9 protein-coding genes and 1 pseudogene are annotated in these 17363 nt (G+C 39.0%); 2 read left to right on the top strand and 8 right to left on the bottom strand.

From position 1 onward, the window contains the following. Positions 1-370: 370 nt before the first annotated feature. Positions 371-3379 (top strand): UPF0182 family protein, encoded by a 3009-nt coding sequence (locus PL9631_RS00325; RefSeq protein ID WP_083616060.1) that lies wholly within the window; start codon positions 371-373, stop codon positions 3377-3379. Positions 3380-3438: 59 nt separating this feature from the next. Here the strand turns inward: PL9631_RS00325 and trpD are convergent, their stop codons facing one another. From trpD to PL9631_RS00295, 6 genes are all read right to left on the bottom strand, one after another. Continuing rightward, positions 3439-4518, bottom strand: coding sequence for an anthranilate phosphoribosyltransferase (gene trpD, locus PL9631_RS00320; RefSeq protein WP_083616059.1), 1080 nt, complete (start codon positions 4516-4518; stop codon positions 3439-3441). 75 nt (positions 4519-4593) lie between these two features. Next, a complete protein-coding gene (locus PL9631_RS00315; RefSeq protein WP_083616058.1) occupies positions 4594-6012 on the bottom strand; it encodes a diguanylate cyclase domain-containing protein in 1419 nt (472 codons plus the stop codon). Beyond that, entirely contained in the window at positions 6002-8422 is a 2421-nt protein-coding gene (locus PL9631_RS26580; protein WP_083616057.1) for an ATP-binding protein, read from the bottom strand. Before PL9631_RS26580 ends, PL9631_RS00315 begins: the two co-directional genes overlap by 11 nt. A gap of 28 nt (positions 8423-8450) precedes the next feature. Then, positions 8451-11108: a hybrid sensor histidine kinase/response regulator gene (locus PL9631_RS00305; protein WP_083616056.1), complete on the bottom strand. Its 2658-nt coding sequence runs from the start codon at positions 11106-11108 to the stop codon at positions 8451-8453. Positions 11109-11117: 9 nt separating this feature from the next. Continuing rightward, positions 11118-12095: an ABC transporter substrate-binding protein gene (locus PL9631_RS00300; RefSeq protein WP_197046204.1), complete on the bottom strand. Its 978-nt coding sequence runs from the start codon at positions 12093-12095 to the stop codon at positions 11118-11120. Between the two features lie 17 nt (positions 12096-12112). Then, positions 12113-14524, bottom strand: a complete 2412-nt coding sequence (locus PL9631_RS00295; protein WP_083616055.1) for an ATP-binding protein — start codon at positions 14522-14524, stop codon at positions 12113-12115. 146 nt (positions 14525-14670) lie between these two features. On the opposite strand from PL9631_RS00295, the pseudogene PL9631_RS00290 reads away from it, so the two are divergent. Next, positions 14671-14763: pseudogene (locus PL9631_RS00290) on the top strand (transposase); the annotation flags it as partial. 16 nt (positions 14764-14779) lie between these two features. Here PL9631_RS00290 and ycaC read toward each other — a convergent pair. Together ycaC and PL9631_RS00280 are read right to left on the bottom strand one after the other, a co-directional pair. Then, complete coding sequence (ycaC, locus tag PL9631_RS00285) at positions 14780-15394, bottom strand: isochorismate family cysteine hydrolase YcaC (RefSeq protein WP_083616053.1); 615 nt, start codon at positions 15392-15394, stop codon at positions 14780-14782. Between the two features lie 168 nt (positions 15395-15562). Then, positions 15563-17347: a ribonuclease J gene (locus PL9631_RS00280; RefSeq protein WP_083616052.1), complete on the bottom strand. Its 1785-nt coding sequence runs from the start codon at positions 17345-17347 to the stop codon at positions 15563-15565. Positions 17348-17363: the final 16 nt, after the last annotated feature.

Raw genomic sequence — 17363 nt, 5'->3', positions numbered from 1 at the left:
CCCCTGCCTCCCCTGCCTCCCCTGCCTCCCCTGCCCCCCTACTCCCCCTGATCCTACTCCATGCTCCCTAATTAATGAGCAGAACCGTTACCATGATAATCATTGCTATCATAGAAGCCGTTTTTGGTTCCGAAGAACAGACAGCCCAAGGTAAATAACACCGTTAATACAGTCAGTGCCAATTTAATATCCATTTTTGGTAATCAACTCCACTCAATACGCTTTTGATTGTAGACCCTTCTGAGTTAACAGATGTATAGCAATCTATAACGGGTTTGTCCGATTTTATCCTAGGGTCTGTTTTGATAAATAATTTTGGTTTATCGGTTAGAATAAAATCAATTACTTTTCGGTCGCTTAATTTAATATTATGGCAAAAAAAAATCTAATTTTTAAAGTTAGTTTAGCGATATTGAGTTTGGTATTTATTTTAGATCTGACTGCCAAATTTTTCGCTGAGTTAATTTGGTTTAAAGAAGTCAATTATTTATCGGTTTTTCAAGCAAGATTAGGGATGGAAATTGGGTTAGCCGTATTGGGATTATCGATTACCGTAGCTTGGTTAATCGGAAATTTAGTCATTGCCCGACGGCATCAATATTCTTATGAACATTTACAAAATAAATCTCCCGATCATCTTTTTGATTTATCTCATCAGAATTTACCTAGATTTTCCTTGGGATTACCTTCGCTTTTAGTGATGGTCATGGGTTTATCTCTGTTGCTAGGTTTAATTATAATTCATTATAGCCAGATTTTTATCAGTTATTGGCATTGGGATGCAAGTCAACCTCTATTTTCTAATCTACCTGCCCAGTTTGAACCTCAAATTGTTGAGCAATGGATTAACAATTTTAAAGCCTACAGTTGGAAAATACCTATTTTAGTAATTTTAGTAATTTCTATTCTCTGGAATCCTTTCATTGTTTTTAGTTTTATTGCTTTAACCTTTGGTTTTGGATTTAGCTTGTTGTTGTCGAGTCATTGGTCAAATTTCTTACAATATTTTCATCCTACTTTATTTAACCAAACCGAACCCTTATTAAATCGAGATATTAGCTTTTATATTTTTAGTCTCCCCATTGCTCACCTTTTGGAATTTTGGTTGATTGGATTATTTTCAGTTGGTTTTATTACTTGTAGTTTAATGTATTTGCTCTCTGGAAATAGTCTCAGTCAAGGGCGATTTCCGAGTTTTTCCCAACCCCAACAACGTCATCTGCACGGACTGGCAGGGCTTTTGATGTTTAGTTGTGCCATGCGGTATTGGTTAGCCCGTTATGAACTTTTATACTCCACCCAGGGGGTTGTATTTGGCGCAAATTTTACCGATGTCAATATACTAAAGCCCGGTTATTTATTATTATCTATTATCGCTATATTACTTTCTTTTTTCCTGATCTGGCAAGCAATTTTTTCAGTCAAAAAAGTTAGACCCTATATTGATATTCTCCTAAGAAAAATAGGCGCGCTATATCTAATTAAAAAACGAAATTCAGGCCGAGATAAATTATTCGCAGATAGCTATTCCCTCAGAGCAATATTTACTTGGTATTTAGGGCTGAGTATTCTAGTGGTAAGTATTATCCCCCATTTGGTTCAACAGTTGATTGTTCAACCCAACGAATTAGAGCGAGAATTACCTTATATTAAACACAGTATTCAATATACTCGCCAAGGATTTAATTTAGATAAAATTAACGTTGAAACTTTTGATCCCAATGCCAAATTAAGTTATACCGATATTAAAAACAATAATTTAACGATTGATAATATTCGTCTTTGGGATAAACGACCGTTATTACAAACTAATCGTCAATTACAACAAATTCGTCTTTATTATGAATTTTCCGACGCCGATTATGATCGCTATTCTATTTTACCCGATAAATTTTTAGGAAAGTATAATACGGGTTTACAAAAACAACAGGTACTCATTTCCCCTCGGGAATTAAACTATGAATTAGTCCCGGAAAAAGCCAAGACTTGGGTTAATGAACATTTAGTTTATACCCATGGTTATGGTTTTACCCTCTCTCCCGTGAATCGCGTGGCTGAGGGCGGTCTGCCTGAATTTTTTGTTAAAAATATTGGCGCTGATCCCCAATTAGATCCCGATACAACCTTAGAAGTTTCTCCTCGAATTAAAAATATAATTCCGATTGGTAAACCGCGACTTTATTACGGTTTATTAACTAATACTCAAATCATGACTTCTACTCAAGTCAAAGAACTAGATTTTCCCCTGGGAAATGAGAATGTTTATAATATCTATGATGGCGAAGGCGGAATTGTGATTGGAACCGGATGGAAACGGTTTTTATTTGCCTACTATTTAAAAAACTGGCAAATGTTATTTACGGATAACTTCACCCCCGAAACTAAATTACTATTTCGCCGGAATATCTTAGAAAGAGTCAAAGCGATCGCACCTTTTCTACATTATGATAGTAACCCCTATCTTGTGGTTGCTGACTCTAATTCTACATCGGTTGATTATAATCATTTATATTGGATGATTGATGCTTATACCACCAGTAATCTTTACCCCTATTCCGATCCCGAAGGAGCGCCATTTAACTATATTAGAAATTCGGTTAAGGTGATTGTTGATGCTTATAACGGTACGGTTAAATTCTATTCATTAGAGGAAGATCAAGATCCCATTATCTCTACACTAAAACAGGTTTTTCCCGATTTGTTTAATTCTATTGAAGAAATGCCGATTACCCTGCGTCAACATATTCGCTACCCGGTTGATTTATTTAGCGTTCAATCTCAACATTTACTCACCTATCACATGAGTGATCCGATTGTTTTTTATAATCGGGAAGATCTCTGGCGGGTTCCGGTAGAAATTTATGCTAGTCAACAACAACCGATGGAACCCTATTATTTAATCATGCGATTACCGACGGAAAAAACTGAAGAATTCATGCTTATGCTTCCGTTTACTCCGTCTAGTCGGAATAACTTAGTCGCCTGGTTAGCCGCTCGCTCTGATCTCGAACATTATGGCAGTTTAGTATTATATCGTTTCCCCAAACAACGCCTAATTTTTGGGCCGGAACAGGTAGAAGCGTTAATTAACCAACAACCTGAAATTTCCGAGCAAATTTCCCTCTGGAGTCGCCAAGGTTCCCGGGTAATTCAAGGCAATTTATTAGTGATTCCCATTGAACAATCCCTACTTTATGTGGAACCTTTATATTTAGAAGCAGAGGAAAATAGTTTACCCACCTTAGTTAGAGTAATTGTTGCTAGTGAAAACCGAGTTGTGATGCGACCAACTTTAGAAGAAGCATTAAGAGATGTCTTTCAAGTTGCACCCATTCAACCTGCTGTTCCCCTAGCTTTACCGATTCCAGAAGCCAGTTAAATATAAATGAACCATTTCCCCTGTTGCCTGTTGCCTGTTGCCTGTTCCCTGCTATAACATTAATCCTGAAGAAATTTAACCAATTCTTCCAGTTTTGACCAAGCCGCACCACTTTGTAAAATCTCTTGAGCTAAATGAATTCCTTGCTGATGGTCGCCCATGGGTACAACACCCGCAACCTGTAAGGCTAAAGACCCATTCAGGGCTACCACATCTTTTTGTGCTTGTGTGCCTTTTCCCTGTAATAAATTTTTCAGAATCTCCGAATTTTCCTGCACCTCTCCCCCTCTGAGGGCGGTTAGGGGGGCGGGAGTTAATCCTAAGTCCTGGGGGCTGAGGGTGGCTGTTTTAACCTTCCCTTGGGATAAAATCGCTAAGTCGGTGATATCTCCTAAGCCCGCTTCATCAAGTTTTTCCCGTCCATGTAAAACGATCGCCACTTCTGTCCCAAGTTGGTTTAGGGCTTGGGCAATGATGGGCAGCATTGTTGGGTCAAAAACCCCAATGATTTGTCCAGTAGGATATAGGGGATTGACCAGGGGCCCTAATAGATTAAAGACGGTTCGGACTTTCAGGGTTTGACGCAGGGGGGCCACGGCTTTGAGGGCGGGATGCCAACCGGGGGCGAATAAAAAGGTGATTCCGACCGTTGATAACGCCTGTTTGACTTTTTCGCTGGGGGCTTTGAGGTTGACGCCCAGGGCTTCTAAGACGTCCGCAGAGCCAACTTTACTCGATGCGGAACGATTTCCATGTTTTGCCACCGGAACCCCCGCCGCCGCGGCGACAAAGGCAACGGTAGTGGAAATATTGAAGGTGGAAGCTCCATCGCCCCCGGTGCCGCAGGTATCAATTACACGGTAGTTGGAAATGATGCCGGAATTGGTTGTTGTGGCGGTATCCGAGGAACCAAAGGATTGTAAAACCGCGGCCATTCCGGTTAATTCCGTGGCGGAGACGCCTTTGGCTTGTATCGCTGCCAAAATCGCCCCGGAAAGGACGGGGGGAACTGTTTCTAGGAGCCATCCCTGCATTAATTGTGAGGCTTGGGTTACAGAAAGGGATTGGCGGTCTAACAGTTGTTGTAATAATTGCGGCCAAAGATTGGGATTAATTTCGGGGGGAGCGGGATTTGTCATGAAAAGTGGAGCTTACATTAACCACTGTTCAGTTTACCTTATTTTTTGAGTCAATAAATCTTTATTTATTATCCGTTAACTATTTCCTACTTCCTGTTTCTGATGACAACTACTACTAATACAATAGCGATCGCGTCCCTGTTGTTTAGCATCGTATAATGCCTGATCAGCTAATTGAATTAAGTAATTGGGCTGAACTTCTAAACTGGGGATAACCGAACCAATCCCCAAACTGACGGTCACAATTTCCTTAACATGGGAGTATTCATGGGGAATTTTTAAACGGTAAATCGCCTGCTGAATTCGTTCTGCAACCTGAATTCCTGTGGCTAAATCCTTCGCTGATAAAAGGACAATAAATTCCTCTCCCCCATAACGGGCCACGAGGTCAATGGGGCGGCGCAAATCCTGCTGGCGAGTACATTGATAGACGGCTTGAGAGATCTGGACGAGACAATCATCCCCCGCCAGATGACCATAATGGTCGTTATAGGATTTGAACCCGTCGAGATCAAACATAATCAAGGTCAAGGGTCGTTGTTGTTGGGCTAAAACCTCCCATTCCCTTTGCAGACGGCCATCAAAACAGCGACGATTGGCGATTTGAGTTAAACTATCGACATTAGCGAGTTCTTTTAATTTTTGATTGGCTTCTTGCAGGGCTAATTCAATTTTTTTGCGGGCGGTAATATCGCGAATGGTAATGGCAAAACCATCCCCTAACCTGACGGCGACAAAATGATACCAGTAGGAGTCCCCAACGGGATAGTAAATATCCTGTTCTAAGGATTCCCCAGTTTCAACAATTTTAACAAAACGATAAAACAGTTCCGGTTGAATCCGATTTAGGAGTCTTCTGAGGATAATTTTACCGATCATATCTTCCCGAGTGCGGTCAAAAACCTTCGCTAAGATCGGGTTAACTACTAAACACCTAAAATCCTTAATTTCTCCGGTTTCGGGTTCGCGCAGGGCTTCTAAGGCGGCAATACCATCCAGGGAACTATTTAATATACTTGATAACAGTGCCCGGGATTGGTATAACACTTCCTCCGCGTCTCGGCGTTTAATAATTTCCTGTTCCAGAAGTCTTTTTTGTCGTTGAATAGTTAACTGACTTTCCAAACGCGCCACAACTTCTTCGACTTGAAAGGGTTTAGTAATATAGTCAATCCCCCCAGACTGAAATGCCTTAACTTTATCAAAAACGTCGTTTAAAGCACTAATAAAAATAATCGGAATATGGGATAAATTCTCATCAGCCTTCAGAGCTTGACACACCTGATAACCGTCCATTTCTGGCATCTTAATGTCTAAAAAAATAACATCAGGTTGCTTAACTTTAACGGTTTTGAGTGCCATTCTACCACTGGTGACACTGCGAACTGTATAGCCAAGTTTAATTAACAAATCACTTAGTAATTGTAAATTCTCTGGCAGATCATCAACCAGAAGAATATTCCCTTTGTTCTCTGCGACTAAATCAGGATTCATGACTAATGAGCGTTTCAACTAAGTTAATAATCTGTTCAAATTCAAATTTACGTACAAGTTGTGTAAGGGATTGTATCAAATGAGTTTCTATATCAGGAATTTGTGTGATTAACTGCATAACTAGACCCGTATTTGCTTCAAGAGTAGCTTGATATAGCTCAATTATCCACTCTTTAGGCATACAGGTTAATTGTTGAGATGTCAAGCTACTATCTACAGTAACATCCGACACAGAGGGCTTTGTTTCTGAATAAATATATCTTACACCTAAATGTTTGGTGAGTGTCTCAAAAATATTATGCTCGGTAAAGGGTTTTCTAATAAAATCATCACATCCAGAGGATAGCACAATAGCTTTTTCCTCCTCTAAAACACTAGCAGTTAGAGCAATTACAGCCGTAGCATTGCCTTTTGTTGTGGATTTAATATATTTAGTGGCTTCATAGCCATCCATCACGGGCATTCGCATATCCATAAAAATTAAATGGGGTTCCCATTGGTTCCAAATTGCGATCGCTTCTAGTCCATTTCTGGCTTCTTTTACCTCAAATTCTAGGGGTTCTAAAAGTTTTATTAATAATTTTCGATTCACTTCTTTGTCATCAACTGTTAGCAATTTATAGGTCGGTTGACCCTTGACTAAACCCAATACAATCCGTTTGGCTGCCGTTGGCTTATCCTGGGAATTTTGACCCCGTTGGGCTTGAATTTGGAATCTAAAGGTTGTCCCGTGATGCAATTGGCTTTCGACTTGAATTTGTCCCCCCATTAATTGGACAAATTTCCGACTAATGGCTAATCCTAAACCCGTCCCTTCTTGGGATTCCCTTCCTGCTTGGGCTTGAGTAAATACCTGAAAGAGTTTTGGCAATTCTTGGGGAGAAATTCCCACCCCCGTGTCCCGAACTTCAAACTCCAATAGGGCGCTATCGGTGTCTTGGGTTTCTCGTTGAAGCACCGTTAAAGTCACCCCACCCTCGGGGGTAAATTTAATCGCATTACTAAGTAAATTAATTAAAACTTGACGCAGCTTAATCTGATCGGTATAAATATATTGGGTAACTGACGAATCTCGCTTAAATATCAAATTCAATCCCGCATTCGCTGCTCTCAGGTGCAACATATCTTCTAAATCATCTAACAATTGATATAAATTAAAATCCGTGGGATTTAAGGTGATTTTTCCCGCTTCTATTTTCGATAAATCCAGAATATTATTAATTAAGGTTAAGAGATACTCCCCACTCCGATAGATAATTCCGGCATTTTCTAAATTTTCCGGGGGAAGATTGGGCGTCCTGAGTAGGATTTGAGAAAAGCCTAAAATCGCATTCAAAGGCGATCGCAATTCATGGCTCATATTAGCAATAAAGGTACTTTTGGCTTGATTGGCAACTTCAGCTTTTTCCTTGGCTTTTTCCAGTTGTAACGTTCGTTCTTTGACTGTATCTTCTAAATTACCCAGAGTTAATTCTAATTTATTAGTTGCTTTTTGCTTTTCATCAATTATGGCGGATAGAATCAGAGAAGTGACCGCAAAAACCCCAATAAATAATTGAACTAAAAATAGAGATTGATTCGGTGAGGCTTTGACAAAAGGGCCTAATCCTAGGGAAGTGGCAATAATACTCACGCAGGAAACAATGGCTACCATCACAATCGAAAACTTTTTACCTAAAGTAAATACAGTTAAAATCAGTAAGAGCAAGAAAATATATTCAACAGAAATATTTTTGATAAAAGTTATCCATAAAATTAAAATTGTACCGATGATCACAAAGCCGATTATTGATAATTTGATTTTCGAGGGCAGTTTCTTTGATCCCGGGACAGGACGAATAGTATGAATTAAAAATAGGGGAGTAAAAATTACATGACCCAAGGCACTAGATGCCCACATTGTAAAGAAAGAACTCCAGTAAGTTTCGGCTGAATATAACCCGATATAAACAGCAGTATTAACGATCAGAATCGGGGACAATATGGGAACCAAAAAGCAGGATAAAATAAAAAAAGTAATTACTCCATTAATACTATTAAATAAATTTTTAATATTAGTATATTTTTTAAGTAGTAATGTAATAAATAAAGGTTGTAAATAATTGGCTAAAATACAAGCGACATTAATCAAAATCAAATTCGTAAATGAATTTATGGAACTATGGTTATCAATTAATCCTACTATTGAACCAAAAGCAATTGCTGGAAATACTTTTGAACCGAATAACATGACAGCAGCTAAAACCATACCTGCGGGCAACCAAATCGCAGAAGAACCATGGACAGATGTAACATTGATGCTAAATCTTACTCCCAGAAGGTAAGCAATTCCCAAACAAATATTAATCACAATCAGCTTGAATAATTGTGATTTTTGATAACGAAAAACTTCCTGATTAAATAATTTCATATTTTTTTAAGATTTAATAAACCCAGGGTTAATCATGATTGATTAACGCTTCAGTTAAATCAACGATCTGCTCAAATTGAAATAAACGCACCGCCTTGGCCAGAAATTGTCTTAAATTAATCTCTGAATCGGGAATATCTATCATTAGTTCCAGAACTCGGTTAGAATCGGCTTCTAAAGCGGCTCTGTAAAGTTGGTTAATCCATTCTGGAGTCATGGTCTTTAAATCATGATCAGTTATCTCTTTGTCTGAATGATGATCTGAACTAAAGGGGGTTTTTGTATAGATATATTCTACACCTAAATGTTTAGCCAGAGCCTCAAAAATGACCGATTCATTAAAAGGTTTTCTAATAAAATCATCACAGCCGGCTGAAAGCACAATGGCTTTTTCTTCTTCTAAAACACTAGCAGTTAGAGCAATTACAGCCGTAGCATTACCTTTTGTAGTTGATTTAATATATTTTGTGGCTTCATAGCCATCCATCACGGGCATTCGCATATCCATAAAGATTAAATGGGGTTCCCATTCTTCCCATATTGCGATCGCTTCTTTTCCATTTCGGGCTATTTTCATTTCCCATCCCAAGGGTTCTAAAAGTTTAATTAATAATAGACAATTAATTTCTTTATCATCAACAGTTAGAATTTTATAAGTCGCTTGACCCGGAGCCAAACCCAATACTTTTTGCCGGGTTTTTATGGATTCATCGTTGATATTCTCACCCGGTTTGGCTTGAATTTGAAACGAGAAGGTTGTGCCTTTTCCTAATTCACTTTTAACAGTAATATCTCCCCCCATCAGTTGCACAAATTTCCGACTAATAGCTAATCCTAAACCCGTGCCTTCTTGGGCTTCTTTCCCCGCTTGGGTTTGGGTGAAGGCTTCAAAAAGTTTAGGTAATTCTGCCTCAGAAATTCCTACACCCGTATCGCGGATTTTAAAATTTAAGCTAATAACGTCTGTTGAGTCTTCTTCTTCCTGAAAAACCGTTAAGGTAATACCCCCTTCTTGGGTAAATTTAATCGCATTACTGAGTAAATTAATTAAAACTTGACGCAATTTAACTTCATCGGTACAAATATAACGAGGGACATTTTCACTCCGTTGAAAGATTAATTTTAATCCGGCATTACTAGCTCGTAAATCTAGCATATCTTCTAAATCATCTAATAACCGATACAGGTCAAAATTAGTTAGATTTAATGTGGTTTTTCCCGCTTCAATTTTAGATAAATCTAAAACATTATTAATTAAGGTTAATAGATAATCACCACTGCGATAAATAATTCCGGCATTTTCCGATTGTTTCGAGGGGAGATCGGGGCTTCTTAACATGACTTGAGAAAAGCCTAAAATGGCATTTAAGGGCGATCGCAATTCGTGACTCATATTAGCAATAAAGTTACTTTTGGCTTGATTAGCAACTTCGGCTTTTTCCTTGGCAATAACTAACTCTGCTGTGCGTTCGTCTACCCGATGTTCTAAGGTTTCAAAAGATGTTTGTAACTGAAGTGCCATGTTGTTAAACGATTTTGCCAGTTGACCTATTTCGTCTTTTGAGTTGGTTTTGGCGCGAATATTTAAGTTACCTGCGGTAAAATGGGAAACTATATTGGTAAGGTTAATTATTGGCTTTGTTAGTAGTTGCCCAATGGCAAAAGCGATGATTGTCACTACTCCCGCGATCAATACCAATAGAAATATTGCATCACGCATTTGCTTTTCTACGGGTGCTAGGGCAACAGCAAGGGGCCGGGCGAACAACACAGACCAAGGTTTATATTTTAAACGAGTGATCGCAATCAAATTAACCTGATTATCTGTTGCTGCCAAAGATGCAATTAAATATGACTGTTTATGATCCAATGCTTGCTGAAGTTTTGGCTCATTAGTTGCCAATTCCTTAACAGGAGAATTAGATAAACGCCCTTCTTGTTGCAGTTGAGTTAAAACATCGGCAGGCAAAGGCACGATAGATTTAAAAAGCAGTTCTGGTGCAGTGCTATGTGCCAGATAAATATTATCTTCATCTAACAGAATAGCAAAAGATTTTGCCCCAGCCCGTTCAGTTTGTCGAGTTACTAATTGTTGAACAACAGTAGCATTGTATGAAACACGCAATACACCCAATATATCTCCCTTGGCATTGCGAACTGGACTGCTAAAATAGAGCGTTACCAGGTCAGGAATTGTCGGCGATCGCTTCATGTTAGAAACAAAAGATAACCCAGTTTGCCGGGGTTTTTTAAAGTAATCTTGATCCGATTCATCTTTGCCAATATCTGATGTATATGTATCCAATACATTTTTTCCGTTTAAGTCGAGCAAAGAATATGAGATAACATTGATCATATCTTTGCGACTGAGACGGATTAATGTTTCTGTCGCCAATTGCATTTCGGGGCTGTCAACTCGCTGTTTTGGAGTTAGGCTGAGGTAACGGGCAAAACCGGGTAAAATCGCCTCTACGCGCACGGCATCGAGATTTGCATCAATAAAGGCATCTATTCTGTTAGAGGTTTCGTTAGCCGCCGTCGAGAGGGCTTGTTTGGCGTTATCAGTTAGTGCTTTTTCAGTTGTCTGTTTGTCGAGAAATGCCAATAGCAGCAACGGACTCAAAGAAACAATCAGAAAGGAGGCGATCAACTTTGTACGGATACCGCCCAAAAGGGAATGCTGCATGGCTTTACATTAGGGAGGGTTTAAGAAAGAAGAATTGAACAAACTTTTTAGCTTAGGAATGCGCGTTACGTTTCCAGAGCGAATAAAAAAGTCTGCATAGATCTTGGCAGTTTTGTAAATGGAATTAGGGTTGCTAGATTGAAATAATTTTTGATTTTCACTTAAATCAGTTAGGTTGACTCCCTCCAAATAGATTGTATTAAGAGGAATTTTTAACGCTTTACTAATGATAGCATTTCCTTCCTGAACATTTGCTTTCCAGTAGGCAGAGCCTTCTAGCCATCCTCGTACAAATGCCCGAACATCTTCGGGGCGATCGCGGATTATCTCACTGCGAAAGATAATCATATCTAATATCAAGCCAGGAGTTTGTTTGCTGGTAAATAAAATATTCCCCCCTAATTTAATGGCTTCAGAAAGATGGGGTTCCCAAGTGTGTCCGGCTTGAATAGCATTATTTTTCAGGTGTTGAGGAATTTCTGAAGCCTCTACTTTAACCAAGTTCACATCATCGCTGGTTAAGTTGGCAGTTTTCAACATTTCAGTCACGAAAATTTCGCTAAAACCGCCTAGATTTGCACCCAATTTTTTACCTTTTAAGTCAGCGACGGTTTTAATTTGCGATTGGGCGACTACCACATCTGCTCCTGTTGATTCATTTATAACCACGACACCTTGTATATCTGGATTTGTGGCACTCAAGTTGATAAAACTTCCCAAGGTCAATACCATGCCATCATACTTACCCGCACTGAAATTTGCCATTTCCAATTGGATGTATTGTTTATAAATTAGTTCCACATCTACCCCTTGGGCTTTGAAAAATCCTTTTTCTTGAGCAATGATGCCTGAATGCTCCCCAACAAAAGATGTAAATACCACTTTCAAGGGAGGGTGTTTTACTTTAATTGGTACTGAAGCATGACAAGCAAATAACAAACAGACGGTAATCAGAGAAATACTAATGTATCTAAGGAGTTTAAGCATAGTATAAGCGATATTTTTTAATCATTGCCGATCAAAGGTTCTGCTAAATTAATTATCTGTTCAAATTGAAATTTACGCACTGCCTTGGTTAGAAATTCGATTAAATAAATCTCTGTTTCGGGAATTTCTGCAATTAATTCTATCACAGCTTGACTATTGGCTTCAATTGAGGCTTGATAGAGTTGATTCATCCACTCCTGAGACATGACTGTTAAATCCTCAGAAATTAACTCCTTCTCTGAGTTTATATCTACAATAGGCTGGATTTCTGCATAGATATATTTAACCCCTAAATGTTTAGCCAAAACCTCAAAAATCTGATCTTCTGTAAAAGGTTTTCTCATAAAATCATCACACCCCGCCGATAATACAATAGCCTTTTCTTCTTCTAATACACTAGCAGTTACAGCAATTAGAGCCGTAGCATTGCCTTTGGTAGTTGATTTAATCTGTTTTGTCGCTTCATAACCATCCATCACGGGCATTCGCATATCCATAAAGATTAAATGGGGTTCCCATTCATCCCATATTGCGATCGCTTCTGCTCCATTACTAGCTGTTTTTAACTCAAATGCCAAGGGTTCTAAAAGTTTAATTAATAATAGACAATTAATTTCTTTATCATCAACAGTTAGAATTTTATAAGTCGCTTGACCAGGAGCTAAACCTAATACTCTTTTTCTGGTTTTAAGCGGTTCATCGTTAATATTTTTACCGGGTTTAGCTTGAATTTGAAATGAAAAGGTTGTGCCCTGACCGAGTTGACTTTTTACTGTAATATCTCCGCCCATCAGTTGCACAAATTTCCGACTAATGGCTAATCCTAAACCCGTGCCTTCTTGCGATTCTTTCCCCGCTTGGGTTTGGGTAAAAGCTTCAAAAAGTTTAGGTAATTCTGCCTGAGAAATTCCCACTCCGGTGTCGCGGACTTGGAAATTGATGGTGACAACATCCGTTGAGTTTTCTTCTTCCTGAAAAACCGTTAAGGTAATTCCTCCTTCTGGAGTAAATTTAATCGCATTACTGAGTAAATTAATTAAGACTTGACGCAATTTAACTTCATCGGCGTAGATATAGCGAAGAATAGTTTCACTCCGTTGAAAGATCAATTTTAATCCAGCATTACTAGCTCGTAAATTGAGCATATCTTCTAAATCATCTAATAATTGATATAAGTCAAAATTAGCGGGATTTAGGGTGGTTTTTCCGGCTTCTATTTTGGATAAATCCAGAACATTATTAATTAATGTCAGTAAGTATTCTCCACTGCGATAAATAATACCTATATTTTCATATTGATCGGATGGGAGATTATGAGAACGTAACATTAATTGAGAAAAACCCAGAATGGCATTCAAAGGCGATCGCAATTCATGACTCATATTAGCAATAAAGGTACTTTTAGCTTGATTGGCAACTTCGGCTTTTTCCTTAGCTGTTTCTAGCTGCAATGTTCGCTCTTTGATAGTATTTTCTAAATTAGCTAGGGTTAATTCTAGTTTATTAGTCGCCTGTTGTTTTTCATCAATAATGGCCGATAAGATTAAAGAAGCGACCGAAAAAACCCCAATAAATGATTGTAATAGTAATAATGATTGGTTAATTGATGATTTGACAAAAGGGCCAAATTCTAAAGTTGTAGCAATAATAGCCAGAGAAGAAACGATTGCCACCATCAAAATCGAAAACTTTTTACCGAGGGTAAAAACCGTTAAAATTAGCAGAAGTAATAGAATATATTCAACGGAATAATTTTTTACAAAAGTCACCCAAAAAATTATACTTGTTGCAATGATAACGAACAATAGAATAAATAATTTAACCCGGGGCTTAATCTTGTCTTTCCCCGAAACAGAAGGAATTTTATTAATTAAAAATACCGGAGTAAAAATTAAATGGGTCAACCCACTCGCTATCCAAATTGTTAATAAAGGAACCCAGTAATTTTCTGCTGGATAAAACCCCGTATAAACACCAGTGATAATGATAATAACTGCGGAAATTATGGGAGAGAAAAAACCAGTTATTATAAATACAATAATTCCATTAATACTAATAAATAATGTTTGAATATTGCTATATTTTTTAATAACAAATGTAGCGCAGAAGGGTTGTAAATAATTTCCTAAAATACAACCCATATTCAGAATAAAAATATCTAGTAAAGATCCAGTCGAATTAAAGACATTAATCAGTCCCATCACTGAACCAAAAACGATAGCCGGAAATATTTTTGAGCCGAATAAAAGAAATGCAGCTAAAGTCATTCCCGAAGGCAACCAAATGGCAGATATTCCATGCAGTGATGCGATACTTAGACTAATTTTTGTACCGATAGCATAGGCAATTCCCAAGGAAATATTCAAAATAATAATTCTTGATATTTCGGGGTTTAAATCACGAAAAACCCTCTGATTGAATAAGTTCATATTTTAAGTAACTATAAACTAGAAAAATTGGAACCCGTAATTTCTGGATGGCGATCGCTAATTCTGATATTATATTTTAATCCGAAATTCCCCGAAAAAAAGAAACCGAGTTTCTTTCGATTAACCCGGTTTCTGAATATTTTTTTTATTTGCCGTCCTACTCTCCTAATTTCAATTTGATTGAGCATCTTTGGAAATTCGTAAAAAAGAAATGTTTGTATGCCAAATCTTATAGGGATGATGGTTTCACCTAAATTAATTCTTCGCCGAGTAGCTAGTCATCAGATTTTTGTAGTTGGGGATATAATTTCCCAACAGGTTACCGAGTCCTTCGATATCATTTCGCCAATCGCGATGCAGTTCGCAAGCAACAGCAAACCAATTAACTAATTGCACACCTGCACTAGACATTCGATCCCAAGCCGCATGGCGACAAGATTCATTGAAAGTACCAGAAGCATCGGTTACGGCAAAAACTTCATATCCTGCTTCCAATGCTGATAGAGCGCAAAATGCCACACAGACATCAGTGACAATTCCTGCAATAATCAATTGCTTCTTTCCTGTTGCCGCTACTGCCTTCACGAAGTCCTCATTGTCCCAAGCATTGATTTGTCCTGGACGAGCAATGTAGGGAGCATCGGGAAACATCCCCTTCAGTTCAGGAATGAGAGGGCCATTAGGGCCATTTTCAAAGCTAGTAGTCAGGATCGTTGGCAATTCAAAGAACTTAACTGTACTGGCAAGAGCTAACACATTGTTTTTGAATTCACTGGGGCCATAGTCATTGACAAGAGAGAAGAGTCCAGTTTGATGATCGACCAGAAGCGCTGCCGCATTGTCTTTGTCGAGACGGTTGTACTTAGCCATGTTTAGATACTTCCTTAATTTTATTGATGAATAATGAAGTGATCTGAAGTGCAGGCTCCGCCTGCTGTTGAATCAAACGGAGCCAGAGCCTCCCTGTTCGCATTCCCATCTCGAACCTGGAAGATGGAACGAGAGGAAAGTCGCCGGGTTTCTAAACCGTTTCTTACCCTAAGAAGCCACTCTTGCAGCACTACGAGGACGACGGCGACCCGTGAGTTTTGTAGCAGGTTCTTCGTCGGGAATTTGAACTAATAAAACCAACAAAGGATTACTGGCAACTTCACGGCGCAGGACACGCTGAATTGAACGTTCAACCTGAACTTTTAACCCTTCCCAATCAACTTCTTTTGTTTCTGAGTCAAAAGTGCGGGAAAATTCTGCCCAACGTTCACTTAAAACTGTTTCGATAGTTTGAGTTAATTGTTCTTGTAAAACAGCCTGATTAACACTATTAACCACCCCTTTCAAATGAAGCTCAGGGCGTGCTAATAACTTACCATCGGTTCCCACCGCCACCGCCATAGTTACCACCCCTTCTTCGGCTAACTGACGGCGTTCCTTCATGGTTTCATCTTTAACCACTCCAGAGCGAGAGGAGTCTACAGGTTCAATACCCGCTTGCACTTTACCCGCAATGCGGATAGATTCCTTGGTTAATTCCACCACAAACCCATTATCAATTAACACCATATTTTCGGCGGGAATCCCCATACTTTGGGCCGTCTTTTGGTGTTGAACTAACATCCGGTGTTCTCCATGGACAGGAACAAAGAATTTCGGACGGGTTAAAGCTAACATTAACTTCTGATCTTCTTGACATCCGTGACCGGAAACGTGAATCCCTTTTTCCCGTCCATAAATCACATTAGCTCCCTGCATCATCAATTTATCAATGGTGTTCACCACTGCAATTGTATTCCCAGGAATCGGGTTAGCTGAAAAGACAACGGTATCCCCTTGCTTAATATTAATTTGACGATGGGCTCCTTCAGCAATGCGGGTTAAGGCCGATAACGGTTCCCCTTGAGATCCGGTGGTTAAAATCAGTAATTTATCATTAGGAATCCCACTAATCGCATTCAGGGGTACAAATAACCGATCCTCACATTTGATATATCCTAATGTCCGAGCGTGGGCAATCACATTTAACATGGAGCGCCCGACGACTGAGACTAACCTTCCCTGTTTTTGGGCAATATCTAAAATAATATTTAGACGGTGAACCGAAGAAGCAAAAGTTGTGACTAAAATCCGACCCTGAGCTTGGGAAAAAACTCGCTCCAAGTTAGGATAAACGGAACTTTCCGACGGGGTAAATCCTGGAGTTTCAGCGTTTGTAGAGTCACTTAATAAACAGTGAACCCCTTTTTCTCCGTATTCAGCTAACCGTTGGAAATCAAAAAATTCTCCATCCACCGGAGTATGATCAATTTTAAAATCTCCCGTATGAATCACCACGCCCACGGGGGTAGTAATGGCTACGGTAAAACTATCAGCAATTGAGTGGGTATTGCGAATATATTCTACTAGAAAATATTTCCCAATTCTGACCATTTCCCGGGGACGAACTGAGCGCAATTCCGTGCGATCTGCCACTCCGGCTTCTTCTAATTTTCCTTGTAATAAGGCCATCGCTAACCGAGGGCCATAAATTACCGGAATATCAAATTGTTTCAGGTGAAAAGCAATACCGCCAATATGATCTTCATGACCATGGGTAACAATCATCCCCTTAATTTTTTCTCGGTTTTCCCGTAGATAGGTGACATCGGGTAAAACAATATTAACCCCGTGCATTCCATCGGTGGGGAAGGCTAAACCCGCATCTAAAATAATAATTTCATCTTCGTACTCAAAGATGCAAGTATTTTTTCCGATTTCATGTAATCCCCCTAAAGGAATAATCTTCAGGGAACCGGAACTATATACCGGATTTGAAGTGGGGGTAGCCATAGTAGAGCTTCTTTTT

It is taken from the genome of Planktothrix paucivesiculata PCC 9631, assembly GCF_900009265.2.
GTDB lineage: Bacteria > Cyanobacteriota > Cyanobacteriia > Cyanobacteriales > Microcoleaceae > Planktothrix > Planktothrix paucivesiculata.
The sequence above is the reverse complement of the archived record's forward strand: the minus strand, read 5'-3'. Positions and strand labels throughout refer to the sequence as shown.